The 25808-nt window shown below is 66.4% G+C and carries 22 protein-coding genes and 1 riboswitch; of the genes, 11 read left to right on the forward strand and 11 right to left on the reverse strand.

Going from position 1 to position 25808, the window contains the following annotated elements; all coding sequences use genetic code 11:
- Positions 1 to 120 precede the first annotated feature (120 nt).
- The gene (caiB, locus tag ACXAGF_RS12380; protein WP_475017447.1) at positions 121 to 1317 is read left to right on the forward strand and encodes a succinate--glutarate CoA-transferase; all 1197 of its coding nucleotides are present in this window, start codon (positions 121 to 123) and stop codon (positions 1315 to 1317) included.
- Positions 1314 to 2987, forward strand: coding sequence for a thiamine pyrophosphate-binding protein (locus tag ACXAGF_RS12385; RefSeq protein WP_475017450.1), 1674 nt, complete (start codon positions 1314 to 1316; stop codon positions 2985 to 2987). Before caiB ends, ACXAGF_RS12385 begins: the two co-directional genes overlap by 4 nt.
- Before the next feature lie 101 nt (positions 2988 to 3088).
- On the opposite strand, the gene ACXAGF_RS12390 is transcribed toward ACXAGF_RS12385, so the two are convergent.
- Together ACXAGF_RS12390 and ACXAGF_RS12395 are read right to left on the reverse strand one after the other, a co-directional pair.
- On the reverse strand, positions 3089 to 3427 hold the full coding sequence (locus ACXAGF_RS12390) for a protein tyrosine phosphatase family protein (RefSeq protein WP_475017452.1): 339 nt from the start codon (positions 3425 to 3427) through the stop codon (positions 3089 to 3091).
- Positions 3428 to 3512: 85 nt separating this feature from the next.
- Positions 3513 to 4367 carry a DUF4432 family protein gene (locus tag ACXAGF_RS12395; protein WP_475017454.1) on the reverse strand — a complete coding sequence of 285 codons (855 nt, stop codon included), beginning with the start codon at positions 4365 to 4367 and terminating at the stop codon, positions 3513 to 3515.
- Between the two features lie 366 nt (positions 4368 to 4733).
- Between ACXAGF_RS12395 and ACXAGF_RS12400 the strand changes: the two genes are divergently transcribed.
- Positions 4734 to 6050, forward strand: a complete 1317-nt coding sequence (locus tag ACXAGF_RS12400; RefSeq protein ID WP_475019274.1) for a L,D-transpeptidase family protein — start codon at positions 4734 to 4736, stop codon at positions 6048 to 6050.
- A 123-nt stretch (positions 6051 to 6173) separates the two neighbouring features.
- Here the strand turns inward: ACXAGF_RS12400 and ACXAGF_RS12405 are convergent, their stop codons facing one another.
- The 7 genes from ACXAGF_RS12405 to ACXAGF_RS12435 form a co-directional block, all read right to left on the reverse strand.
- Entirely contained in the window at positions 6174 to 7697 is a 1524-nt protein-coding gene (locus tag ACXAGF_RS12405; RefSeq protein WP_475017456.1) for a methyl-accepting chemotaxis protein, read from the reverse strand.
- A 318-nt stretch (positions 7698 to 8015) separates the two neighbouring features.
- On the reverse strand, positions 8016 to 8732 hold the full coding sequence (locus ACXAGF_RS12410) for an AAA family ATPase (RefSeq protein WP_475017457.1): 717 nt from the start codon (positions 8730 to 8732) through the stop codon (positions 8016 to 8018).
- Between the two features lie 135 nt (positions 8733 to 8867).
- Positions 8868 to 9641: an AAA family ATPase gene (locus ACXAGF_RS12415; RefSeq protein ID WP_475017459.1), complete on the reverse strand. Its 774-nt coding sequence runs from the start codon at positions 9639 to 9641 to the stop codon at positions 8868 to 8870.
- 580 nt (positions 9642 to 10221) lie between these two features.
- Entirely contained in the window at positions 10222 to 11367 is a 1146-nt protein-coding gene (locus ACXAGF_RS12420; protein WP_475017461.1) for an iron-containing alcohol dehydrogenase, read from the reverse strand.
- Positions 11364 to 12749: an aldehyde dehydrogenase family protein gene (locus ACXAGF_RS12425; RefSeq protein ID WP_475017463.1), complete on the reverse strand. Its 1386-nt coding sequence runs from the start codon at positions 12747 to 12749 to the stop codon at positions 11364 to 11366. The genes ACXAGF_RS12420 and ACXAGF_RS12425 overlap by 4 nt, the downstream gene beginning before the upstream one ends.
- Positions 12750 to 12917: 168 nt before the next feature.
- Complete coding sequence (locus tag ACXAGF_RS12430; protein WP_475017464.1) at positions 12918 to 14288, reverse strand: glutamine synthetase family protein; 1371 nt, start codon at positions 14286 to 14288, stop codon at positions 12918 to 12920.
- Between the two features lie 122 nt (positions 14289 to 14410).
- Positions 14411 to 15178 carry an N-formylglutamate amidohydrolase gene (locus ACXAGF_RS12435; protein WP_475017466.1) on the reverse strand — a complete coding sequence of 256 codons (768 nt, stop codon included), beginning with the start codon at positions 15176 to 15178 and terminating at the stop codon, positions 14411 to 14413.
- Positions 15179 to 15371: 193 nt separating this feature from the next.
- Here ACXAGF_RS12435 and ACXAGF_RS12440 point away from each other — a divergent pair, with 193 nt between their 5' ends.
- From ACXAGF_RS12440 to ACXAGF_RS12465, 6 genes are all read left to right on the forward strand, one after another.
- Positions 15372 to 16229, forward strand: coding sequence for a MurR/RpiR family transcriptional regulator (locus tag ACXAGF_RS12440; RefSeq protein ID WP_475019275.1), 858 nt, complete (start codon positions 15372 to 15374; stop codon positions 16227 to 16229).
- Between the two features lie 127 nt (positions 16230 to 16356).
- Entirely contained in the window at positions 16357 to 17463 is a 1107-nt protein-coding gene (locus ACXAGF_RS12445) for an ABC transporter substrate-binding protein (protein ID WP_475017468.1), read from the forward strand.
- Between the two features lie 108 nt (positions 17464 to 17571).
- Complete coding sequence (locus ACXAGF_RS12450; RefSeq protein ID WP_475017470.1) at positions 17572 to 18447, forward strand: ABC transporter permease; 876 nt, start codon at positions 17572 to 17574, stop codon at positions 18445 to 18447.
- Positions 18444 to 19235, forward strand: coding sequence for an ABC transporter permease (locus ACXAGF_RS12455; protein ID WP_475017472.1), 792 nt, complete (start codon positions 18444 to 18446; stop codon positions 19233 to 19235). The genes ACXAGF_RS12450 and ACXAGF_RS12455 overlap by 4 nt, the downstream gene beginning before the upstream one ends.
- A 13-nt stretch (positions 19236 to 19248) precedes the next feature.
- The gene (locus tag ACXAGF_RS12460; RefSeq protein WP_475017473.1) at positions 19249 to 20310 is read left to right on the forward strand and encodes an ABC transporter ATP-binding protein; all 1062 of its coding nucleotides are present in this window, start codon (positions 19249 to 19251) and stop codon (positions 20308 to 20310) included.
- 106 nt (positions 20311 to 20416) lie between these two features.
- Positions 20417 to 20584: riboswitch (FMN riboswitch) on the forward strand.
- A gap of 89 nt (positions 20585 to 20673) precedes the next feature.
- On the forward strand, positions 20674 to 21147 hold the full coding sequence (locus ACXAGF_RS12465) for a 6,7-dimethyl-8-ribityllumazine synthase (RefSeq protein ID WP_475017474.1): 474 nt from the start codon (positions 20674 to 20676) through the stop codon (positions 21145 to 21147).
- A gap of 157 nt (positions 21148 to 21304) precedes the next feature.
- Here ACXAGF_RS12465 and ACXAGF_RS12470 read toward each other — a convergent pair whose 3' ends face one another.
- Positions 21305 to 22018 (reverse strand): LssY C-terminal domain-containing protein, encoded by a 714-nt coding sequence (locus ACXAGF_RS12470; RefSeq protein ID WP_475017476.1) that lies wholly within the window; start codon positions 22016 to 22018, stop codon positions 21305 to 21307.
- Between the two features lie 108 nt (positions 22019 to 22126).
- On the reverse strand, positions 22127 to 23107 hold the full coding sequence (locus ACXAGF_RS12475) for a GlxA family transcriptional regulator (RefSeq protein ID WP_475017477.1): 981 nt from the start codon (positions 23105 to 23107) through the stop codon (positions 22127 to 22129).
- A 113-nt stretch (positions 23108 to 23220) separates the two neighbouring features.
- Between ACXAGF_RS12475 and bcoG the strand changes: the two genes are divergently transcribed.
- Positions 23221 to 24123: a 3-dehydrocarnitine:acetyl-CoA trimethylamine transferase BcoG gene (gene bcoG, locus ACXAGF_RS12480; protein ID WP_475017479.1), complete on the forward strand. Its 903-nt coding sequence runs from the start codon at positions 23221 to 23223 to the stop codon at positions 24121 to 24123.
- Between the two features lie 97 nt (positions 24124 to 24220).
- A complete protein-coding gene (locus tag ACXAGF_RS12485; RefSeq protein ID WP_475017480.1) occupies positions 24221 to 25711 on the forward strand; it encodes a carnitine 3-dehydrogenase in 1491 nt (496 codons plus the stop codon).
- Positions 25712 to 25808 lie beyond the last annotated feature (97 nt).

A 25808-nucleotide genomic window follows, 5' to 3' on the forward strand; every position in this document is an offset into this window, starting at 1 on the left:
GTCCGCTCATCACCTCATGCCCGGTTGATGCTATCTCCGCCGGATGCTTTTTGTTATCCAGCGTCTGGTGCCGGTGCGAGAACCCGCCAAGGGACGAATTGCGCCGGCTTGGAGGAAGCAATGGACGAGAAGAACCTGCCGCTTGCCGGCATCCGGGTGATCGAACTCGCGCGCGTGCTCGCCGGCCCCTGGGCCGGACAGATGCTTGCCGACCTCGGCGCCGACGTGATCAAGGTGGAAAACCCCGATGGCGGCGACGACACCCGCGCCTGGGGCCCGCCCTTCGTCACCGGCAAGGACGGCGACAACCTGTCGGCCGCCTATTACCACTCCACCAATCGCAACAAGCGCTCGATCACCGTCGATTTCCGCAGCCAGGACGGCCAGAACACCGTGCGCCGGCTGGTCGGCACCGCCGATGTCGTGATCGAGAACTTCAAGGTCGGCGGCCTGAAGAAGTACGGCCTCGACTATGCCAGCCTCGCCGCCGACAACCCCAAACTCGTCTACTGCTCGATCACCGGCTTCGGCCAGGACGGCCCCTACGCGGCGCGGGCAGGCTATGACTACATCGTCCAGGGCATGTCCGGCTTCATGTCGGTCACCGGCGCGCCGGATGGCGAGCCGATGAAAGCGGGCGTGGCGATCGCCGACATCTTCACCGGCATCTATTCGGTGGCGGCGATCCAGGCGGCACTGATCCACGCGCTGCGCACCGGCAAGGGCCAGCACATCGACATGGCATTGCTCGACGTGCAGTCGGCCGTCATGGCGAACCAGAACATGAACTATCTCGTTTCCGCCAGCGCCCCGGCCCGACTCGGCAACGCCCACCCGAACATCACCCCCTACGAGGTGATCGAGACCGCCGACGGTCACATGATCCTGGCCGTCGGCAACGACGGCCAGTTCCAGCGGCTGTGCGCCATCCTCGGCATGACCGAGCTGGCAGGCGACGAGCGCTTCGCGACCAATGGCGCGCGGGTGAAGAACCGTGCAGCGCTGCGCCCGCCGATCCTGGAGCGCAGCCGGAAGTGGAAGAAGGCCGAGCTGCTGGCGGCGTGCGAACAGAACGGCGTGCCGGCCGGCCCGATCAACTCGATCGCCGAAACCTTCGACGACCCGCAGGTCAAGGCGCGCGGCCTGCGGCTCGATCTCGCCGACCGCGACGGCAACAGGATTCCCGGCGTGCGCACCCCGATCGTGTTCTCCGAGACCCCGCTTGTCTACGACCGCCCCAGCCCGCGGCTCGGCGAGCACACCGGGGAGGTGCTTGCCGAACTGGAGGCGCTCGAAGCCGGGAGGAAATCGGCATGACGAACCACAGTGCCTCGGAACGGCGCACGGGCGGTCAACTGATCGTCGATGCGCTGGTTGCCAACGGCGTCCGCCGCATCGCCTGCGTCCCGGGCGAGAGTTATCTTGCCGTGCTCGACGCCCTTCACGACACGGACATCGACGTGCTCGTCTGCCGCCAGGAAGGCGGCGCGGCGATGATGGCCGACTGCTGGGGCCGGCTGACGGGTGAACCCGGCATCTGCATGGTCACGCGCGGTCCCGGGGCCACCAACGCCTCGGCAGGGCTCCACATCGCCCGGCAGGATTCGATCCCGACGATCCTCTTCATCGGCCAGGTCCAGCGCGAGGCCCGCGAGCGCGAGGCCTTCCAGGAGATCGAATACCGCCGCGCCTTCACCGAAGTCGCCAAATGGGTCGCCGAGATCGACGATCCGCGGCGCATTCCCGAATTCGTGACCCGCGCCTTCGCCATCGCCACCTCCGGCCGTCCCGGCCCGGTTGTGCTGGCGCTGCCGGAGGATATCCTGACCGAGGCGGTTGCGGCGCCCGCGGCGCAGCGCTACATGACGGTCGAGGCCCATCCCGGGCCGAAACAGATGGCCCGGCTGGCGACGCTGCTGGAGCAGGCCGAGCGTCCGCTCGTCATTCTCGGCGGCACGCGCTGGACCGAGCAGAGCGCGGCCGGCATCGCCTCCTTTGCCGAGCGCTGGTCGCTGCCGGTCGCCTGCTCGTTCCGCCGGCAGATGCTGTTCGACCACCTGCATCCGAACTATGCCGGCGATTCCGGCATCGGCATCAATCCCGCCCTGGCGAAGGAGATCCGCGAGGCCGACCTGGTGCTGCTTCTCGGCGGGCGCTACTCGGAAATGCCCTCCTCCGGCTACACGCTGATCGACAGCCCCTACCCGCGTCAGACGCTGGTGCATGTCCATCCCGACCCGTCCGAACTCGGGCGCGTCTACCGCCCCGAGCTGGCGATCTGCGCCGGCGCCTCCGAGTTCGTTGAAAGCCTCGCCGACCTGCGGCCCGCCTCCACGCCCCGCTGGGCGGAACGGACGAGGGCGATGCACCAGGCCTATCTTTCCTGGTCGACGCCGCCGGCCACCGGCCCGGGCGCGGTGCAGATGGGGCCGATCATGGCCTGGCTGGAGGACAACGTGCCGGAGGACGCGATCTTCTCGAACGGCGCCGGCAACTATGCCACCTGGGTGCACCGCTTCCATCGCTTCCGGCGCTTTGCCACCCAGGCCGCCCCCACCTCGGGCTCGATGGGCTATGGCCTGCCGGCCGCCGTCGCCGCCAAGCAGTTGTTCCCGGAGCGCGAGGTGATCTGCTTCGCCGGCGACGGCTGCTTCCTCATGCACGGGCAGGAGTTCGCCACCGCCGTCCGCTATCGCCTGCCGATCATCACGGTGGTGGTCAACAACGGCATCTACGGCACCATCCGCATGCATCAGGAACGGGAATATCCCGGCCGCGTCAGCGCCACCGACCTGACCAATCCCGATTTCGCCGCGCTGGCTGTTTCCTATGGCGGCCACGGCGAGACCGTGTTGCGGACCGAGGATTTCGCCCCCGCCTTCTTGCGGGCCCGGGCGAGCGGCAAGCCGTCGATCATCGAGGTGAGGCTCGACCCCGAGGCGATCACGCCGACGCGGACCTTGTCGCAGATCCGCGATCGCACCTGAAGCGTGATCCATCCATGTTGCGCGCCCGCCCAAGGCGCGGCGCGCTTCCAAAGGCACGGCGCGCCCGCCGAAAACCGGCCGCACCCCGCAACCGCGCAGGGTCAGCCGCGGATGTGCAGCGTCTGGGCGTAGATGTTGGTCGAGCGGGCGCCGGAACGGCAGTAGCCGAGCATCGGCCGCGGCAATTCGTCGAGCGCATCGACCATGTCGCGCACCGCGTCCGCCGTCACGCCCATCGGGCCGACCGGGATGTGGGCGACGTCGAGGCCCAGTTCGTTCGCACGCGTCGCGATCTGCGAGAACTCCGGCTGGTCCGGGGCTTCATGGTCCGGCCGGTGACAGACGATCGACCTGAAGCCCATCGCCTTGACCTCGTCCAGATCCTCGACCGTGATCTGGCCCGAGACCGAGTACTCGTCGTTGATCGCGCGGATGTCCATGGTGCTTGCCCTTGCTGAAATTCGTTGGCCTTGGGTGTAGGCCCCTCGGCATCGGTCGTCAATCGGCGCCGATGCCGGCCCGCCGCTATCGCAATTCGAACGAAAGCCCGTAACCGACCCGTTCGCCCGGCGCGAAATCCGCCATCTCGCCCGAGGCGATCAGTTCCTGCCTGGTGGCCAGCCTGTGCGTCACCGGCTCCAGCCCCAGCACGTGGCAGCCCGGCGACTGGTTGCGCCAGACCTGCAGGTAGGGCAGCGTATCGACGCGGAAGCGCACGTGCAGGCTGCGCCCGCCCAGCACAGCGATCGGCCCGATCGCGATGTCCGCCCAGCCGTGCTGCGCGGTCGCGGCCGCGGACACGCAGAAGATGCGCATGTCGCCCTCGCCGAACCGCCAGGGCAGGCTTCCCCCCTCCAGCATCGCCCCGGCGAGCCGGGTGTTCTCGTCGAACAACCGCGTGTTGAAGTTGATGTGGTACATCGCCACCGGCGGCCACGGACGCTCGCCGGTATTCGTCACGGTGTCGTCCAGGGTGATGTGACCGGTATTGCGGTCGGCGCGCCAGAGCCGTTTCATCTCTGCGGTCCCGCCGTTGGCGAGGCCGATCGGCACCCGCGCCGAGCAGACGACCTCCCCCTCGTCCTCCTCGAACAGGACGTCCTTGGCCCGATGCGAGGACAGCGAGCCGTGCAGCGGATACCGCCGGCCGTCGGCCGCGCCCTCGACCGGTTCTGGATGGCGGATGTGATCCGGACCGCAGGTGAACAGGAAACCCGGCAGAGCCCGGTCGATACGCGGATCGCCGTCCGACGGGACCGCCGCTCCCGGGGCGAGGTTGATCCCGCGAAAGATCGCATCACGGAGGTCGAGCGCGGACTGCGGGTCCAGCGCGATGTCGAAGCTGTGCTCGCCATTCTCGGCGGTCAATGCGAGGGTCATGATTTCTCCCGGAATCGGTTTGCGGCCATGCTAGCGCACCGTCGTCCGATGCGGAATCGCCTTGACCAATCAGCCTGCGGGAACCCGTCCCGAATATGCTACGTTCTTCCATTGCAGGCCGCGGGGCGCTCGCGCTGACGGCCGGCGCACGGAAGGGTGATGGATTGTTAGGGTTCTGTTAACCTTGGCTTCACCTTTTCCATATTAACGTCGAAATTCGATGCCACGTCCCGGAAACCGTATTGACGACAGGTAGATTCCGTGAATTCCGTTTTCAAAACAAGCATTTCCCTGTTGGCACTGGCGACGCTTCTGGCGGCTTCGCCCGCGGGCGCCCAGACCTTCTTCGGCGAACGCCGGGCGGAGATGCTGCTGGTGACGCCGGAGGGCGACATTCTCGACTACATCCCCGCTGACGGTAGCGTGCGGGTGGGCCGCGACCGCAACGGGCGCCGGGTTTACGTCGACTCCTGGGGCAACCTCATTGCCACGGCGATGCCGGCCGACCGCTATTTCCAGCGCTACGAGCAGCGCGACTATCGCCGCGACCGCTATCGCCCGGTCGAGGGTTTTCCCGAGACCGCGCGCGACTATTTCCCCCCGCCCCCGGACGACTATCGCGACGACCTGACCACCGGCTCCGTACCCGCCTTTCGCGGGCCCGGCACGGTCGACCGCTCCGCCCTGCCGGAACCATTGCCCAACGACGGCTATTACGATGGCGAGCAACCGCAGCAGAGTTGGGATAGCAACGACATGGCCGCACTGCCGGACCAGCCGCTCGACGGCGAATTCGTCCCCGGGCCGCGCTTTCCGTCCGCAATCGCGATCGGTAGAAAGTCGTCCGCCGAGGTGACCGCGCTGCAGGTGCTGCTCGATCGCGAGGGGTTTTCGCCGGGCGTCATCGACGGCCGGAAGGGTTCCAACGTGACGAAGGCGATCGAGGCCTGGCAGGCCGCAAGCGGGGAGACGCTCGACCCCAACGACACCGAGGCCATCGTAGAGCGTTTGCGCCTGAACGGCGGCCTGCCCTTCACCACCTACGAGATCACCGCCGCCGACGCGGCCGGACCCTATGTCGCCGCAATCCCGGATGACTACGCCCACAAGGCCGCGCTGCCGGCCTTGTCCTACACCTCGACGGCGGAGATGCTGGCCGAGCGCTTCCACATGGACGAGGCCTACCTGAAAGAGATGAACCCGGGCGTCGACTTCTCCATCCCCGGCACGATCATCAAGGTCGTCAATGTCGGCTCCCAGAAGAAGGGCAAGGTCGCCCGGATCCTCGCCGACAAGGGACGCAAGCAGGTGCTGGCCTATGACGAGGCCGGCGACCTGATCGCCGCCTACCCGGCCAGCATCGGCTCGGACGCCACGCCCTCGCCTTCGGGCACGGTGACGGTCGAGCGCATCGCCTTCAACCCGAACTATACCTACAACCCCAAGATCAATTTCCAGCAGGGCGCCAACGACAGGATCCTGACGCTGCAGCCCGGCCCGAACGGCCCGGTCGGCACGATCTGGATGGCGTTGTCGAAGCCCACCTACGGCATCCACGGCACGCCCGATCCCTCGAAGATCGGAAAGACCCAGAGCCACGGCTGCATCCGCCTGACCAATTGGGACGCAACCGAGCTGGCCAAGATGGCCTCGCCCGGCGTCACGGTCGAATTCGTCGATTGAGCGTCGCACGCGTCCAATGCGAAAAGCGCCGCCCCCCGGGCCGGCGCTTTTCTTTGCCATCATGTCGCGCAGCACGGAGCGGGTGAAGGCGCCGGGGACGCGGCGCCCTGCCCGCAGCGCCGGTCAGGCGGCCCTGACGTAGCCCATCGAAACAGCGGCAACGGCCTGGCCGCTGGTGCGGAAGGCACTGAGCCGCTGGGCGATCGCGGCGGCATCCTTGGAGAGCGCCTGGCTCGCGGCATTGGCCTGCTCCACCATCGAGGCGTTCTGCTGGGTGATCTGGTCCATCGCGTTGATCGCCTGGTTGACGGCCTGCAGGCCGGTCGCCTGCTCTGCCGTGCTCGCGTGGATCGCGGCAAAGACCGAGCTGACCTCGACCACCTGTGACACGATCTGGCGCAGCGACTGGGCGACCTCGTTGACCGAGCGCACGCCGCCCTCGACCTGACCGTGCGAACGGGCGATCAGGTCCTGAATGTCCTTGGCCGCGTCGGCGCAGCGCTGTGCCAGCGCCCGCACCTCCGAGGCGACGACGGCAAAGCCGCGGCCGGCCTCGCCGGCGCGGGCCGCCTCGATGCCGGCGTTGAGCGCCAGAAGGTTGGTCTGGAAGGCGATCTCGTCGATCACCTCGATGATGTTGGCGATGCTGGCCGAGGACTGCTGGATGTCCTGCATGGCGGTGATCGCCTGCTCGACCACCTCGCCGCTGCGTTCGGCATTGCCGCGCGCCGCCGACACCAGCGCGTTCGCCTCGTCCGCGCTCTTCGCCGTCTGGCGCACCGTGGTCGTGACCTCCTCCACGGCGGCGGCAGTCTCCTCGAGATTGGCCGCCTGGCGCTCGGTACGCCGGGCGAGGTCGTCGGAGGCCGCGGCGATCTCCTGCACGCTGACATTGATCGAGCTGGCGCCGGCATTGATCTGGCCGATCGCCTCGCCAAGCGCGGAGACGGCATGGTTGAAGTCCGCGCGCAGCGCCTCATAGGCATCCGGCAGGTCGCCCTCGATCCGTGCCGTCAGGTCGCCGGCGGCGATGCGCTTCAGCGCCGCGCCGAAGCTGTCGCTGACAAGCTTGCGCTCTTCGGCCACCACCTGGGCCTGCACCGCCTGCTGCTTGGTTACATCCGAGGCATCCATGTAGACCGAGATCGAGAGATCCATGTCGAGAAAGACGGCCTTGATCAGGCTCGACAGCTTGGCAGCTGCCGCCGCCGCGGAGGTTTCCTGGCGCGAGAACAGGCCCGGCTTCGGCCACAGCTCCTTCAACGCGGCGGTCAGAAGGTGCTCGACGATCAGCGCGTAGCCGCCGACATACCAGCGCGGCTCGAGCCCGATGCGCGCATGGACCCTGCCGATGGCGAGAACCTTTTCGGCATAGTCGGAGTTGAAGTCGGCGTTCCAGATCTTGTCCCAGTGGCCGAGTTGCGCGCTTTTCGCCTTGGACATGTGCGCATCGCCGGAGAAGAGCCGGCTCACTTCGGGGCTGTTGCGGACAACCGCGTAGAACCGGTCGAGGGCCGGCGCGAGTTCCTTTGCGAGCAGCGGCTTGAGCGAGCGCAGCTCCTTGCGGGCGCCCGCATCGAGGCCAAGGTAGCCCAGGCGACGGTCGAGATCGTGGTTGTTGCCGGAGGTGGGTGTGACTGCGCTCATTGACTGTTCCATGCCCCTTGGGGTGTTGCGGGTAGAGATCGCCCATGTCCGAAAACGGCCTGCCGCCCGGTACGCTGCGGCCGGTCGGCGCCTCGCATGGCGCCCTGCCTCGATTTCGGCTCCCGGCAACACGTAAACCGGCATGGTAAACGCTTGGTTAGGCAGGATGGGCCGCTGCGCCATTGGCTGCGGTTCATTTGGTCGCAGCCGGATTTGCGGTTTGTCAGGTTCGGGCCGACATGCGAAGACCTCCGCAAGGGTCGACCGCGCGGAGGCAGCGGCTGTTGCGGCCAACAAAAGGCCAGCCTTGGCCAAGCGTCAGGCGGCGCGGGCGCGCGCCTGCAGGCTGCGCGCGATCGACGAGGCGGCACGGCGTGCGGGGACGCGCCAGAGCACCTCCTCGGCAAACAGCCGGGCATTCTCGCGCGCCTTTTCCAGGTTCGACACGCGGTTCGGATCCATCGTCCGCAAGGTGCCGCCACAGTCGAAGATGTCACGGAAGGCGGCACGCTCGGCGATCGTCGTGTCGAGCACGGCAACGCCGCGCTCGGCCAGCACCTGCTTGATCGCGCCCATGGCGCGCGTGGTGACGACCGCGCTCATGCGGGTGAGGACAACCGAGTGGGCGATGCGCACCCCGGCGCGCTGATCGAGCTGCTGCAGCAGTTCCAGGATCTGGGCGGCGCCGCGCGCATCCATGGCACAGCCCTGCACCGGGATCATCACATGGTCGGACAGGCCGATCGCGGTCGCCACCAGCGCGTCGCGCGCGCCGGCAAGGTCGACAATGAAATAGTCGGTCGCATCGCGGCTCTCGCGGATGTGCGACTGCAGCGACCCCATCGACACTTCCGAGATCACCGTCAGGTTCCGCTGCGGGCCGGTCAGTTCGTGCCAGCCGCTGATCCAGCGCTGCGGATCTGCGTCGAGAATGGTGACGCGATATCCCTGGGCCGCCAGCTCGGTCGCGAGAATGAGGGCAGCCGTGGTCTTGCCCGCGCCCCCCTTTGCGTTGGCGAACGAAATTACGGGCATGTCATTTCCTCATTTTTGCGACGCGAGCCCTGCCGCTCCGGCAATGCGAAGCGGTCGGCACCTGGTTAACCGAACCTTTCAAAAGATGGTTAACAAACTGCAAAGAGCCTTGCCGCGAACCGGCGGGGCGCGGCGTTATCTAGCGGCCGCCTGCCGGACCGGGAGAAGCTCTCGCTCCTCGACAGCTGCGTCGGCTTCACGCTGGTAGCACATGCGGGCATAGGGTCCGGCGTCCGCCCGCCCCGCCCCGGCGGCGCGCCTCATCACGTCGCGGGCGAAGGCCTGCATGTTGGCCCGGGCCTTTTCGAGGGCCACGGCGTTGCGATCGCCCTCGACGGTATAGAGCGTGCCGGCCCGCTCGAACATCTGCCGGAAGGCCGCCCGTTCGACGATCGGCGTCTCGATCATCGGCATGCCGCGCAGCAGCAACAGGTCGCGGACCTTGCTGAGCGAGTGCGTGGTGACAAGGGGATTGACGCGCGACAGAACCACGGCGCGATTGATCCGGCTGCGCGCGTTGGCCTCGATGAACTGGATCAGTTCCAGAACCTGGACCGCGCCGCGCGCGTCCATCGCGCTGCCCTGGACCGCGATCAGCGCCAGGTCGCACACGCCCAGCGCCAGCGCGACGAGCACGTCCCTTGCGGCCGAGAGGTCGATGATGATCTCGCAGTCCGGTCTGTGGAAGGCCCTCAGATAGCCCGGCAGGTTCGCCGCGGTGACATCGGTGACGACCGAGATTGTCCCGCTCGCGCCGGCGCGGTCGACCCAGTCGGCCGCCAGGCGGAGCGGATCGCAGTCGAGGATGACGACCTTGGAGCCAGAATTTGCCAGTTCAGTTGCCAGAAGCACGGCCGCCGTCGTCTTGCCGGACCCACCCTTCGCATTCGCAATCGCAACGACGGCCATCAGTCTTCCAGTTCCGGCCCGCCAGTGATCGAGCCGCCCCTCCCGCATTTGGAGGGCCACCGAACAGCGTTCCAAATGCTGGTTAAGAATCGCTTAGCATTGTGTCGGTGACGTCAAAAATATGACAAGTCGATGACAGGCCCGGGCCGCGCATTTCTCCACTTATGCCCATAAAGACGAAGCGTTCGGTAGCAAAAGCCACCAGACCTGAAATGGTCTCTCCTTCTCTACGCAACTCTCCGCGGCCCGCATCTATGGGACTGGTGCGCCTGGCTGTGGTTCCCCTTTGTTGTGGTGCTGATCGCGTGGCTCATTGTTGTGCGTTCAGTAGGCGTGTCCGGAGACTGAACGAACGTTGGATCTCTCGATCGGCGGATCGCCATTGGCAGCAGCCAGCCGGCGATGCCCCATGGCGTGGCTGCGACAAAGCGCGGGCATCGCCTGGAGGAGCGAAAAGGCGTGTTTCGCTCTTTTGGTTCAGCTCCGCGGGCCGGTTTTGGGGGACTTACCTGATGCCGCAAAGACGAAAAAACCCGGGGCCGTGCCCCGGGTTCGGTGATCGGCGAGGCCGGACAACGGCTCAGATGCACTCGACAAACAACTTCCGCGCCGCCTCGCGCGTCAGTTCCACCGGATTGCCGCCCGCGGTCGGGTCGACGATCGCCATCTCCGCCATCTCGTCGACCCGGTCGGTACCGACGCCGAGGGCGGAAAGCTTGTCCGGAACGCCGAGTTCCGAGCGCAGCCGCAGGACGTAATCGTAGAAGCCGTCGAAGCCGCCCGGGATGCCGAGATAGGCTGCTGCGCTGGCGATCCGGCCGTCGATGGCGGAGCGGTTGAACCGCAGCACCGGCGGCATGACGACAGCATTGGTCATGCCGTGATGGGTGTTGTAGATCGCCCCGACCGGGTGCGACAGCGAGTGGATCGCGCCGAGCCCCTTCTGGAAGGCGACCGCCCCCATCGCCGCTGCCGACATCATGTTGGCGCGGGCCTCGATATCGCCGCCCTCCGCGTAGGCGCGCGGCAGGAACTCCTTCACCAGCCGCATGCCCTCCAGCGCGATGCCCTGGCTCATCGGATGGTAGAACGGCGAGCAATAGGCTTCGAGGCAATGGGCGAACGCGTCCATGCCGGTGCCGGCGGTAATCGTCTTCGGCATACCGACCGTCAGTTCCGGGTCGCAGATCGTCACCGACGGCAGGAACTTCGGGTGGAAGATCACCTTCTTCGTGTGCGTCTCGGAATTGGTGATGACGCTGGCGCGGCCAACCTCGGAACCGGTGCCGGCCGTCGTCGGGACGGCGACGATCGGCGCGATGCCGTCGGAATTGGCGCGCGTCCACCAGTCGCCGACGTCCTCGAAGTCCCAGACCGGGCGCGTCTGGCCGACCATGAAGGCGACCGCCTTGCCAAGGTCGAGGCCGGAGCCGCCACCGAAGGCGACGACGCCGTCGTGACCGCCGTCCTTGAAGGCCTTGACGCCGGCCTCGAGGTTCTTGTCGTTCGGGTTCGGGTCGACCTCGGCGAAGATCGCCCGGCCGAGACCGGCGGCGTCGAGGATGTCGAGCGCGTTCTGGGTGATCGCCATCGGCGCAAGGCCGCGATCGGTGACGAGCAGCGGCCGCTTCATGCCGACCGCCTTGCAGTGATCGGCGAGTTCCTTGATGCGCCCGGCCCCGAACTTGATCGCGGTCGGGTAGCTCCAGTTGGCGGTGATGGTCATGCGAGTGCTTTCCTGAAATGGTAGGACTTCGGACGGGTGAGGTTGTGGAAGCCGATGACGGACAAGGAGCCGCCGCGGCCGGTCTCCTTCACGCCCGTCCAGCAGAGCGCGGGATCGAGATAGTCGGCCCGGTTCATGAACACGGTGCCAGTCTCGAGCTCCCGGCCGATGCGGGCGGCGCGCTCGGCATCCTTGGTCCAGAGCGAGACGGTAAGGCCGTACTTGCAGTCATTCATCAGCTCGAGCGCCTCTGCGTCGCTCCGGACCTTCATGATGCCGACCGCCGGGCCGAAGGTCTCTTCCGTCATGAACTCCATCGAGTGGTCGACGTCGACCAGGATCTGCGGGGCGAGATAGGCGCCGCCGTCGTCCTGCGGGAAGAGCTTCGGGTCGATCAGCGCCTTGGCGCCGCGCGAGACGGCGTCGGCGACCTGCGCGCGCACGGCGGATGCAAAACGCTTGTTGGCCATCGGCCCGAGCGTGGTGTCCGGGTCGAGCGGATTGCCGAGCTTGTAGTTCGACACCCAGGCGACCGACTTCTCGACGAACGCGTCGTAGAGCGATTCGTGCACGTAGATGCGCTCGATTCCGCAGCAGCACTGGCCCGAATTGTAGGTGGCGCCGTCCATCAGCGTGTCGACGGCGGCGTCGAGGTCCGCGTCCGCCATGACGTAGCCCGGATCCTTGCCGCCCAGTTCGAGGCCGAGCGGCGTGAAGGTGCCGGCCGCCGCGCGCTCGATCGCCCGGCCGCCCTCGACCGAACCGGTGAAGTTGACGAAGTCGAAGCTCTTTGCGGCGATCAGCGCCGAGGTGGTGTCGTGATCGAGGAAGACGTTCTGGAATACGCCATCGGGAACGCCCGCTTCGAGGAAGGCGCGCACCATCCGCTCGCCGACGAGCAGCGTCTGCGCGGCGTGCTTGATCACCACGGCGTTGCCCGCCATCAGCGCCGGCGCGATCGTGTTGATCGCCGTCATGTAGGGATAGTTCCACGGGGCGATGACGAAGACGACGCCGTGCGGCTCGCGCTCGATGCGGCGCTCGAAGCGGTCACTTTCCTCGATCACGAGCGGGGCGAGCGAGGAGCCGGCGATGTCGGCGACGTAGTTCGAGCGCTCGTTGAAGCCCTTGAACTCGCCGCCGTAGCGCACCGGACGACCCATCTGCCAGGCCAGTTCCGGCACGACCTCGTCGGTCATCTCGTTGAGGCGTGCAACGCCCTTCAGCACGAGCTGGACGCGATCCTCGAGCGGACGCTTCGCCCAGGCCTTCTGCGCCTTGCGCGCCCGCGCGACGACGTCCTTGGCCGCCTCGAGGGAGATCGCCTCGCGCTCGGCATAGACCGAGCCGTCGACGGGTGAGATGCATTTGATCACGGTCATGATCGTCTTCCTATCGGTTGCATGAAACGTCCGACACGGCGCAAATGACTGCCGTGCTCCGCCCTGCCCGCATGGACGGGCCGTTTACCGGGCCCATCGACGGGCCGACCAGCAAGGCCCGGCCTCCCTGTCGGCGGGGGCCGGGCGAGCGGATATGCTAAGAAACCCTTAAGCCCTCTCGAAGCCGCGCGCCACCTCCCAGTCGGTAACGCGACGGTCGTACTCCTCCTGCTCCCATTGGGCGGCGCGGGTGTAGTGATCGATGACGTCCTCGCCGAAGGCCTCGCGCAGCATCGTCGACTTCGTCATGAACTCGGTGGCCTCGCGCAGGGTCTTGGGTATCTCGCGGATGCCCTTGCCGCCATAGGCGTCGCCGACGAACGGCGCCTCGAGCTCCAGCTTGCCCTCGATGCCGGCGATGCCGGCCGCCAGCAGCGCCGCCATGGCGAGATAGGGATTGAGGTCGGAGCCGCCGACGCGGCACTCGATGCGGACCGCCTTCGTCCCCTCGCCGCACAGCCGGTAGCCGGCGGTGCGGTTGTCCTTGCTCCAGACCGCCTTGGTCGGGGCGAAGGTGCCGGCCATGAAGCGCTTGTAGGAATTGATGTAGGGCGCCAGGAAATAGGTGATCTCGCTGGCATGGTTCAGGAGCCCCGCCACGTAGCACCGCATCATCTCGGACATGCCGTACTTGCCCTCCGGGTCGTAGAACTTCGACGTCTTGCCGTCGAGGCTCCACAGCGACTGGTGCAGGTGCGAGGACGAGCCGGCCGCGTCGTAGTTCCATTTGGCGAGGAAGGTGATCGCCTTGCCGCGCGACCAGGCGATCTCCTTGCAGGCGTTCTTGATGATCGCGTGCCGGTCGGCCATGGTCAGCGCGTCGGCGTAACGCACATTGATCTCCTCCTGGCCGGCCGAGGCCTCGCCCTTGGAGTTCTCGACCGGGATGCCGGCGCCCTGCAGGCCGTTGCGGATCGCCCGCATCACGTCCTCTTCCTTGGTCGTCTGGAAGATGTGGTAGTCCTCGTTGTAGCTGCTGATGCGGCGCAGGTCGCGATAGCCGCTGTCGCGCGCGTCGTCATAGGTCTGGTCGAACAGGAAGAACTCCAGCTCGCTCGCCATGTAGGCCTTCAGCCCCATAGCCTCCAGCCGCTTGATCTGCCGCTTCAACACCGCGCGCGGCGAGTGCGGAACCTCCTGGTGGGTGGCGTGGTCGAGCATGTCGCACAGCACCAGCGCCGTGCCTTCGAGCCAGGGGATGCGCCGCAGCGTCGAAAGGTCCGGCTTCATCGTGTAGTCGCCGTAGCCCGCCTCCCAGCTGGTCGAGCGGTAGCCCGAGACGGTCTCCATCTCCATGTCGGTGGCCAGCAGGTAGTTGCAGCAATGCGTCTCCTCGTAAGCGCCGTCGACGAAGAACTGGGCATGGAACCGCTTGCCCATCAGGCGACCCTGCATGTCGACCTGGCAGGCCAGAACCGTGTCGATGCGCCCCTCGGCGACATCCTTCTTCAGTTGCTCGAACGTGTAACTTGCGCTCATGATTTCGGTCCTATGAACAGAGTGTGGCCGCCGCCTCCGGCGGCCGGAACTGCAATGCGGAAGCGCCGGCGTCCCGCGGCGCTTGCGAACTGACCTCGCCCGCAGCCCAGCGCGCCGCGATCCTATGTCTGCGACGTGAGCGGCACGCTTTCCAGCAGCAGCCCCGTCAGATAGTCAGCCATGACGCCCTGGCTGACCTCATCCCCGATCAGGTCGTTTCGGACCTCGATCATCACATTCAACAGGCCATTGGCGAGCCCATGCACCTGCAGGGTATGCGTCACGCCGTCCTGCGGCCCATAGGGCTCGTTGCGGCGCGTGTCGAACAGCTTCGACCGCCCTGCGGCCGCCAGCATCAGGTCGGCCAGCCGGCTGTCGTCGTCATGCAGGATGCCGACCTCGACGGATCGCTGCTTGCCGAAATAGACCGGCGTGAAGCTGTGGACCGTAACAAGGATCGGCGCCCGCCCCGCGGCCATGCGTGCGCGGACGAGGTCGGCGACACGGTCGCGAAAGGGAAAATAGAGCGCCGCGGCGCGCGCCGCGCGCTCGGCCTGCGACAGCGACCGGTTGCCCGGCACCGGGTAGATCTCGCTCGTCTCCGGCATCGCCCCCGGCGATTCCGGCGGGCGATTGCAGTCGTAGGCAAGTCGGGAGAACCGCTGATGAACCAGCGTGGCGTCGAGGCTCCTTCCCATCAGGCGCGAGACCGAAAGCGCCCCCGGGTCCCATGCAATGTGGCTTCCGAGCGCCTCCGGCGACAGCCCAAGCGTCCCCAACCGTTGGGGCATCCGCAGCGAGGCATGCTCGCAGACCAGCACGAACCGGCTGTGTCCGTTGACATTCTCGACGGCGACAGGATCGCCTTCGTTTTCGGTCAGGATTTCCATGCAGCCGGTCCCCTCGAACGGCCAATTCTAGACTGATGAAGAGAATTCTTCACTCGCTCCGTTCTGTCAACCAGCAATGAAACTATCTTTTCAAAAAACCATTTGACACGAATTGTGACAGTGATTTTAATTTCGCCCAAGGTCGCCAAAGAGCGGCAGATTGGGGAACAGATTGTCGTTGAATCAGGCATCCATGACGGTGTCCGACGTGATCAACGCGCATTACGACGCGCTGACGCGTGCCGAGCGGCAGTTGGCGGCATCGCTGCTGGACAATTATCCCGTGTCCGGCCTTGGCAGCATTACCACGGTGGCGGAGAACGCCGGCGTGTCGACCCCGACGGTCGCCCGCATGGTGCAGAAGCTCGGCTATCGCGGTTTCCCCGACTTCCAGTCGCACCTGCACCAGGAACTCGAAGCGACGCTGTCGAACCCGATCGCCAAGCATGACCGCTGGGCGGCGAACGCCCCGGGCACCCACATCCTCAACCGCTTCGCCGAAGCGATCCTGGCCAACCTGCGACAGACCCTTTCGCAGGTCGAAACCGCGGACTTCGACGGCGCGGCCGCGATGATCGCCGACCGCAAGCGCAGCGTCTATGTCGTGGGCGGGCGGATCACCAAGGCGCTGGCGGACTACCTGTTCACCCATTTGCAGGTGATCCGCCCGAACGTCACCCAGCTCGCCTCCAATCCCAGTGCCTGGCCGCACTACGTTCTCAACATGAAGGCCGGCGACATCATCGTGGTCTTCGACATCCGGCGCTACGAGCAGGAGATGGAGACCTTCGCGCGCATCGCCCGCGAGCGCGGCGTCGAGCTGGTGCTGTTCACCGACCAGTGGGCGTCGCCGATTTCGAAGCTGGCCACGCATGTCTTCCGTATCCACATCGAGGCGCCGTCCGCCTGGGATTCGTCTGTCGTCACGCTTTTCGTCGTCGAAGCCCTGATCGAAGCCGTGCAAAGCGCAAACTGGGGAGAAACACGAGACCGGATGAAATCGCTCGAGGGACTGCTCGAGGCAAGCAAGCTCTTCCGCAGGCCTCTCTGATACTGCCGCAAGGTCGGGGGATAACCCAATTGGAGCGGAAAAATCGTTTAAAAACTGTCACATAAGCTTCATACCGCACCGCTATCAGCTTCGCCGAAGTTGACTGGCACACAAAAGGAGAACACCCGTGATGTCACATACCCGCCGACTGCTATCGCTCTCTACGGCCATCCTCGTGGCCTGCACGGCTGTTGCCGCTGCCGAACCGAGCGCGGAACTGATCGAGGCCGCGAAGAAGGAAGGCATGCTGACCACCATCGCCCTGCCCCACAGCTGGTGCGGCTATGGCGACGTGATCGCCGGCTTCAAGGCCAAGTACCCGGAAATCCAGGTCAACGAGCTGAACCCGGACGCCGGCTCGGCCGACGAGGTCGAGGCCATCAAGGCCAACAAGGACAACAAGGGTCCGCAGGCGCCGGACGTCGTCGACGTCGGCCTCGCCTTCGGCCCGCAGATGAAGGAAGAGGGGCTGCTGCAGCCGTACAAGGTCTCGACCTGGGACGAGATCCCGGACAACGTCAAGGACGCCGACGGCTACTGGTACGGCGACTACTACGGCGTGCTGTCGTTCATCGTGAACAAGGACCTCGTCGAGAACACCCCGACCGACTGGGCCGACCTGCTGAAGCCGGAATATGCCGGACAGGTCGCGCTCGCCGGCCCTCCCCTTTCGTCCAACCAGGCCATCCTCGCCGTTTTGGCTGCCGGTTTGTCCAAGGGCGCCAAGCCGGGTGAGGAATCCGGCAAGGCCGGCCTTGAGTTCTTCGCCGAACTGAACAAGGCCGGCAACTTCGTACCGGTCATCGCCAAGGCGGGCACCATTGCCCAGGGTGCAACGCCGATCTCGGTCGCCTGGGACTACAACGCGCTGGCATGGCGCGACGAACTGAAGGACAACCCGCCGGTCGAGGTCGTCGTTCCGAAGTCCGGCGTGCTCGCCGGCGTCTACGTCCAGGGCATCTCCGCCTACGCACCGCATCCGAACGCCGCCAAGCTGTGGATGGAGTACCTCTACTCGGACGAAGGCCAGAACCTGTGGCTCAAGGGCTACTGCCACCCGGCCCGCTTCAACGCCATGGTCAAGGCCGGCAAGGTCCCGCAGGAGCTGATCGACGCCCTGCCGCCGGCTGAAAGCTACGAGGCGGCCGTCTTCCCGACCGTGGAAGAGCAGAACGCCAACAAGGCCGTCGTCACCGGCGGCTGGGACGCCGTCGTCGGCGCCAACGTCCAGTAAGGCGGACGCACGAGACGCGGCCCCGGCCCGATTCTTCGGGTCGGGGCCCGCCATTTCCAGATCCTGTTGACCGATATTGAGCCGGACCGACCGGCAGCGACCGGAACGATGAGAAAAGTGCCAAGCAAGCATCGACTGCGACTTCCGCTCACATGGCTGGGCCTGCTGCCCTTCGTGGTCTTCATCACGATGTTCCTGGTGCTGCCGACGATCCACATCGTCATCGGCGCGTTCCAGACGCGCGACGGTTCCTTCACGCTGCAGAACATCATCGACCTGAACAGCGGCACGATTCCATCGAGCTACTGGATCTCGATCAAGATTTCCTTCGCCTCGGCTGCGCTCGGCAGCCTGATCGGCTTTGCCATGGCGGCCGCCGTCGTGTTCGGCGCGGTCCCCCGCTGGATCAAGTCGCCGCTGATGACGTTTTCCGGGGTCGCGTCGAACTTCGCCGGCGTGCCGCTGGCCTTCGCCTTCCTTGCCACCTTCGGCCCGGTCGGCCTCGTCAGCGTGCTGCTGCGCCAGAACTTCGGCATCGTGCTGCAGCGCGATCTCGGCTTCAACATCCTGAGCTTCTGGGGTCTGACCGTCACCTACCTGTTTTTCCAGATCCCGCTGATGATCCTGATCATCGCGCCGGCGCTGGAAGGCCTGCGGCGCGAGTGGCGCGAGGCTGCCGCGATCCTCGGCGCCAGCGCCCTGCAGTACTGGCGCATGGTCGCCCTGCCGATCCTGTTTCCCTCGCTGCTCGGCACCTTCGCGCTGCTGTTCGCCAACGCCTTCGGTGCCGTCGCCACTGCCTATGCGCTCACCGGCTCGGGCCTCAACATCGTGCCGATCCAGCTGTTCGCCCAGATCCGTGGCGACGTCCTCGGCAACCCCAATCTCGGCTATGCCATGGCCTTCGGCATGATCGTCGTCACCGCCGTCGCCAACGTCCTCTATATCTGGCTGCGGGTGCGCGCCGAAAGGTGGCTGAAATGAGCGTCTGGGCACGCATCGCCGGCTGGGTGGCGCTGATCGTCGGCCTGCTCTACTTCTTCATCCCGCTCAGCGGCCTGTTCGAGTTCTCGCTCAAGGCCCGGCGCGGGGTCTACAGCTTCGACGCCTATGCCCGCGTGCTGGCCGACCCGGAATTCCAGGCGACGTTCTCCTACTCCGTCGTCATGGCGCTGGTGACGATCGTCATTGGCATCCTGATCGTCGTGCCGACGGCCTTCTGGGTGCGGCTGAAGATGCCCCGGGCGCGGCCCTACGTCGAGTTCCTGACGCTGCTGCCGCTGGTGATACCGGCAATCGTCATCGTCTTCGGCTATATCCGGCTCTACAACACCTCCAGCTGGTTGCCGCTGACCGGTTCGGTATTCGGCACCAACCTGCTGTTGGCCCTGGGCTATACGATCCTGGCGCTGCCCTACATGTACCGCGCCGTCGACACCGGTCTGCGCACCATCGACGTCGCCACGCTGACCGAAGCGGCCCAGAGCCTCGGCGCCGGCTGGATCACCATTCTCGGCCGGGTGATCCTGCCCAATGTCCTGCCCGCCGTGCTGTCCGGCGCCTTCCTGACCTTCGCGATCGTCATCGGCGAATTCACCCTGGCCGCCCTGCTCGACCGGCCCGCCTTCGGCCCCTACCTGCAGCGTATCGGCGCCAACAAGCCCTACGAGCCGTTCGCGCTGTCAGTCATCGCGTTTGTCATCACCTGGGGCTGCCTGGCGCTGATCCAGCTCGTCTCCCGCCTTCAGAAAACCGCGCCCGCAAAGGCCTGAGGAATCAATCCACATGACGTTTCTCTCTCTCCGCCACATCCAGAAGTCGTTCGGGCCGGTACAGGTCGTCAGCGACTTCAACATGGAGATCGAAAAGGGCGAGTTCGTCTCCTTCCTCGGCCCGTCGGGCTGCGGCAAGACGACCGTCCTGCGGATGATCGCCGGCTTCGAGACGCCGAGCGGCGGCACGATCAAACTGGCCGGCAAGGACCAGGCCGGGCTGAAGCCCAACCAGCGCACCATCGGCATGGTGTTCCAGGCCTACGCGCTCTTTCCCAATCTCAACGTCTTCGGCAACGTCGCCTTCGGGCTGAAGGTCGCCGGCCGGCCGAAGCAGGAGATCGAGGCACGCGTCAAGGAAATGCTCGGGCTGATCAAGCTGGAGCATCTGGCCGATCGCTATCCCTACCAGATGTCCGGCGGCCAGCAGCAGCGCGTGGCGCTCGCCCGCGCGCTGGCCCCGATGCCGCAGGTGCTGCTGCTTGACGAGCCGCTGTCGGCGCTCGACGCCAAGATCCGCGTATCGCTGCGCGAGGAAATCCGCCAGATCCAGCAGCAGCTCGGCATCACCACGGTCTTCGTCACCCATGACCAGGAGGAGGCGTTGTCGATCTCCGACCGGATCGTGGTGATGAATGCCGGCCGCGCCGACCAGATCGGCACGCCAGCGGAAATCTACAACCGCCCTGCTACCCGCTTCGTCGCCTCCTTTGTCGGCACGCTGAACCTGATCGAGGCCAAGGTGATCGATCCGGCGGCCAATCGCGTCTCGATCGGCGACCAGAGCGTCACCCTGCGCGAGCCGCTCGGTCCGGTGAAGGCCGGCGAGACGGTGTCGCTTGCGCTGCGCCCGGAGGCCGGCTCGATCGCCGAAGGCGCCAGCGGCGACACGGCGCTGACCGGCCAGGTGGTCAGCAGCAACTTTCTCGGTTCGGTCGTCCGCACCCGCATGCGGGTCGGTCCCAGCGTCATCTCCTTCGACACCTTCAACAGTCCCGGCCTGGTGGCGCCAACCGTCGGCCAGACCGTGACGCTGCGCTTCACCGCCGGCGACCTGCTGATCATTCGCGATTGAGCATGCGACAACGCTGCGGTCCGGACACCGCTCGCGGCGCTGTCGCAACTCGCGTGCTATTCGTCGCAGCCGCGTTTGATCGACGGCCCGCGGCAGGATAGGCTCGCATCGTTCTCAGGGCGGGGCGGAATTCCCCACCGGCGGTATCGGGCACGCGGCGCAAGGTTGCGGCGGGACCCGGAGCCCGCGAGCGCCTCCGGTTCTGCCGGAGGGTCAGCAGATCCGGTGCGATGCCGGAGCCGACGGTCAATAGTCCGGATGGAAGAGAGCAAGCAGGCAGCGCCCCGAGACGGGGCCGCGCCGTCCTGCGTGTTCGCCCAAGGGGATCATTGCAAAATGGCACAACCCTTGAAAGGCCAAGACATGAACATTTCCGCCAATCCCACCTCCAGGATCGCCGTCATCCGCGCGCGCTGGCACGCCGGAATCGTCGACCGCTGCGTCGACGGCTTCGTCGCCGAGTGGACCACGCTCGGCGGCCGAGCCTCGGACGTCGAGATCATTGATGTACCCGGCGCGCTCGAAATCCCGCTGCAGGCGAAAGCGATGGCACGCACCGGCCGCTATTCCGCCATCCTCGGGGTCGCCCTCGTGGTCGACGGCGGCATCTACCGCCACGATTTTGTCGCCGGCACCGTCGTCGACGCACTCGTGCGAGTCGGCCTCGACACCGATGTTCCCGTTCTCTCCGCCGTGCTGACGCCGCACCATTTCCAGGAGAGCGAGGCGCACATAGCCTTCTTCCGCGACCACTTCGTCATCAAGGGCAAGGAAGCCGCCCACGCGGCCGCCCAGATCATCGATGCGCGAGCCAGGCTCGCCCTGGCAAGCACCTGACAGGATCTGACCGCCGACCTGCCGCGCGGCGGCCTGTCCCCCGCGCGGCCTTGCCAATTTGGCTGAAGCAGCGGAATCAACCTCGCAACGAACCGCGCCAAGCGATTCAGCCGGCACGCGAATTCGCCCGTCGGCCGCCGCCCCGCGAGGGGTCGCGTCAGTCCGTCTTGCCCTCGGCCAGCACGCCGACCAGCGCCTTGCCGTCGGTGAAGTAGGGGTCGCCGCCGCCGTTGCGGCCATCCTGCGTCGGGCCGATGCCCTCGATCTCGTAGGTCGAGGTGAGCGCGCCGGCCTTGCCGAGGTCGGCGATCACGAGATCCCGTTCGGCGTCGATGTCCGGGCCGATATGGTGCGTGATCTGGCCGGTGTCATGGCTGACGCCGACGCCGCGGTCGAAGCTCGCCGACCCCAGCCATAGCGGCCGGCCGTCGGTGCCGGTGCGCTCGGTCTGCCAGAAGCGGACATGGTTACGTTCATCGGCACTGCTTCCGACCGGCTTCTCGAAGGCCAGGTCCTGCTTTCGCCCCTCGAACAGGAGCGGGCTCACCGGCGCGTCCAGATCGGGGCGGTCGAGCACGACGCTGAGGCCGATGTCGATCGAGGAGCGAAGCGTGATCTTGTCCGCCGGGTCCCAGCCGGCCGCCGCGAAGGCGCGGATCAGCTCCAGCCGTGTCCCGACCAGGCCGACATTGATCGGGTCGCCGGGGATGTCGTCATCCGTGACCGTCACCATGCTGCTGAGACTGCCGAGGCGCTTCGCGTCGCGAAAGATCCAGATTTCCGGAAGGAGGAGGTAGGCGACGAGCAGGTAGGCCGCCACAAGCACGGCGGAGACCGCCAGGACGGCACGGATCTTGGTGCGATGGCGCATCGGCGTTCCTGTTCCTCCTTGCTGGCCCGTCAGGCGGGATTGCGCAAGGTGCGCCCGCGCGCCTCGATTGTCGAGTACCGTCATTCCGCTCGTGCGGACGCGGCATCCCTAGCCCTGCCCCTTGCCCACCGCCCGCAGCCTGCGCCGCGTCTCCGTCGGGCTCTCGTGATAGTGTGCCCGGTAGCTGCGCGAGAACGCCGAGGACGAGTTGAAACCGGTGGCCGCCGCGATGTCGGCAAACTCCAGCCTCGTCTCGATCACCTTGCGCCGGGCCGCGTTCAGGCGCAGCGCGAGATAGTGCTGGTGCGGCGCCACCCCCATCGTCTCCTGGAACAGGTCCTGCAGGTGGCGGGCGCTGATCCCGACACGGCGGGCCAGTCGCGCCAGCGTGACCGGCGCCTCGACCGTGTCCTCCATCAGCCGCACCGCCTGGCTGACGCGCTGGTCGGCGACGCGCATGTTGCCGAGCGCCGGCACCTGCAGCAGCCCGCCGGTGCGTTCGTGCTCGTAGATGAACAGGCGCGAGACCTCCAGCGCCAGCGAATAGCCCTGGCGCCGGCGGATGATTTCCAGCATCAGGTCCAGCGTCGGCAGCGAACCGCCGGTGGTGATGCGCTTGCCGTCGATGACGTAGCGCTCCTGCAGCACCGTGACGTGCGGATAGGCCGCGGCGAAGTCCTCCCGGTCCTCCCAGTGGATCGTCACCGAATGACCGTCGAGCAGGCTGGCGGCCGCCAGCAACCAGCTGCCCGATTCGATGCCCGCGATCATCGCGCGGTGGCGCGCCGTGCGCGACAGCTGCATGCGCAGCCCCGCGGTCGCGCTCCGCTCCCACTGGTAGCTCGACAGGATGAACAGCGGGGCCGTCTCCTGCCCCGGCCGGAACGGACCGTCGACCGGCACGGGGATGCGGCTTCGGGTCTCGATGGCCGCTCCGTCCGGAGAGAAGATCCGCCAGCGGTAAAGGTCGTGGCCGGAGATCCGGTTTGCCGCCCGAAGCGGCTCGATCAGCGAGGCGACGAGGATCAGGTTCGTTTCCGGCAAGACAAGGATGTCGATCTCCAGCGTTTCGGACGACGGCTCCAGCATCGATGAATTCTCCCCTCGATCTTCCCAAAGTGTAAAGATTATCGCTGAAAATGAAAAGCAAAGCGACGCTCCTTGGCTCGTAATGGTCACAAGGAAAAATCTGGGAGAGACCAATGCCCCTAGCCATGAACCGCGATGTCTTCATTACCTGCGCCGTGACCGGATCGGGCGACACCGCCAACAAGTCGCGTCACGTACCGCGTTCGCCGAAGGAGATCGCCGCAGCAGCCGTCGAGGCCGCCAAGGCGGGTGCGGCCATCATCCACTGCCACGTTCGCGATCCGGAGACCGGCGCCCCCTCGCGTCGCAACGACCTCTATAAGGAAGTCACCGACCGCATTCGCCAGGCCGAAGTGGACATCGTGCTCAACCTCACCGCCGGCATGGGCGGCGACATGATCTTCGGCGACGTCGAACAGCCGCTGCCGCTGAAGCAGATCGGCACCGACATGGCCGGCGCCACCGAGCGCGTCTCGCACGTCGCCGAATGCCTGCCGGAGATCTGCACGCTCGACTGCGGCACGATGAACTTCTCGCTCGGCGACTACGTGATGACCAACACGCCGTCGATGCTGCGCGCCATGGCGCGGAAGATGACCGATCTCGGCGTGCGGCCGGAGATCGAGGCGTTCGACACCGGCCACCTGTGGTTCGCCAAGCAGCTGGTCGAGGAAGGCCTGATCGAGGACCCGGTGCTGATCCAGCTCTGCATGGGCATTCCGTGGGGCGCGCCGGACGACCTCAACACCTACATGGCGATGGTCAACAACGTGCCGGAGAGCTGGACCTTCTCGGCCTTCTCGATCGGCCGCAACGCGCTGGCCTACCCGGCCGCGGCCGTGCTCGCCGGCGGCAATGTCCGCGTCGGCCTCGAGGATAACCTTTATGCCGGCAAGGGCGAGTTCGCCACCAACGGCCAGCTCGTCGACAAGGCGGTCTCGATCATCGAGAACATGGGCGCCCGCGTCATCGGTCCGGCCGAGGTGCGCGAAAAGCTGAAGCTGACGAAGCGCTGACATTCCGGTCCTCCCGCACGCACTTGCCGGGTCCCGGAGCCGGGACGCGAGTCGGGTGCCTGCAGGGCCATCGCAACAATTTCGAGTGGGAACGAATATGAGCAAGATCAACAAGGCAGCCTGCATCGGCGGCGGCGTCATCGGCGGCGCCTGGGCGGCCCGCTTCATCCTCGGCGGCATCGACGTCAACATGTACGACCCGCACCCCGAGGCCGAGCGCATCATCGGCGAGGTGATGGCCAATGCCGAGCGCGCCTATGCCATGATGACGATGGCCCCGCTGCCGCCGAAGGGCAAGCTGACCTTCAGCAAGAGCATCCAGGAAGCCGTGCAAGGTGCCGACTGGATTCAGGAAAGCGTGCCCGAGCGGCTGGAACTGAAGCGTGGCGTCCTCACCCAGATCGATGCGGCCGCCGACCCCGCGGCGCTGATCGGCTCCTCGACCTCCGGGCTGATGCCGACCGACCTGCAGCGCGACATGAAGCATCCCGAGCGCCTGTTCGTCGCCCATCCCTACAACCCCGTGTACCTTCTGCCGCTCGCCGAGCTGGTCGGCGGCGAGAAGACCTCCAGGGCCGTGCTCGAAGAGGCCAGGGCGCGACTCGCGCCGATCGGCATGAAGGGCGTGATCATCAACAAGGAGATCGAGGCCTTCGTCGGCGACCGCCTGCTGGAAGCGGTGTGGCGCGAGGGCCTGTGGCTGATCAAGGACGACATCTGCGACACCGAGACGCTCGATGACGTGATCCGCTACTCGTTCGGCATGCGCTGGGCGCAGATGGGCATGTTCGAGACCTATCGCATCGCCGGCGGCGAGGCGGGCATGCGTCACTTCCTCGCCCAGTTCGGCCCCTGCCTGTCCTGGCCGTGGACCAAGCTGACCGACGTCGTCGACCTGAACGACGAGCTGGTCGAGAAGATCGCCTCCCAGTCCGACGCCCAGTCCGGCGCCCGCGGCATCCGCGACCTGGAGCGCATCCGCGACCAGAACCTCGTCGGCATCATGCACGCGCTGAAGGCCGGCGACGACGGCCGCGGCTGGGGCGCGGGCAAGCTGCTTGCCGAGTTCGAGGAGCATCTCTGGGCGAATGCGGAAAAGCCGGAAACCGACCTCGGCGGCGAGCAGCCGCTGCGTGTCGTCGACACCCGGGTCAGCGCCGCCTGGGTCGACTACAACGGCCACATGACCGAGCACCGCTACCTGCAGGTCTTCGGCGATACCTCCGACGGCCTGCTGCGGCTGATCGGCGTCGATCTCGACTATGTTCGTGACGGCCACAGCTACTACACCGTCGAGACCCACATCCGGAACCTCGGCGAGGCCAAGCTCGGCGACGCGCTCTACTCGACCTGCCAGGTACTGTCCTACGACGAGAAGCGGCTGCACATCTTCTCGACGATCTACGACGCGGCGACCGGCGAGGCGGTCGCGACGGCCGAGCAGATGATGCTGCACGTCGACAGCAAGGCCGGCAAGGCCGCGCCGGCGAACGGCAAGGTACTCGACAAGCTGGCGATGCTGGCCAAGGCGCATGCGAAGCTGCCGGCGCCGGAAGGCGTCGGCCGGCACGTCGGCCAGAAGCGATAGCCCCCGGATCGGGGCTGACGCCCCGCATCCAGCAAAGGCGACCGTCATCCCGCAGGGCGGGGCGACGGCCAGATTGCAACTGCCCGGCTTCGATTCG

The organism is Mycoplana sp. ABR4_002, from assembly GCF_056159645.1.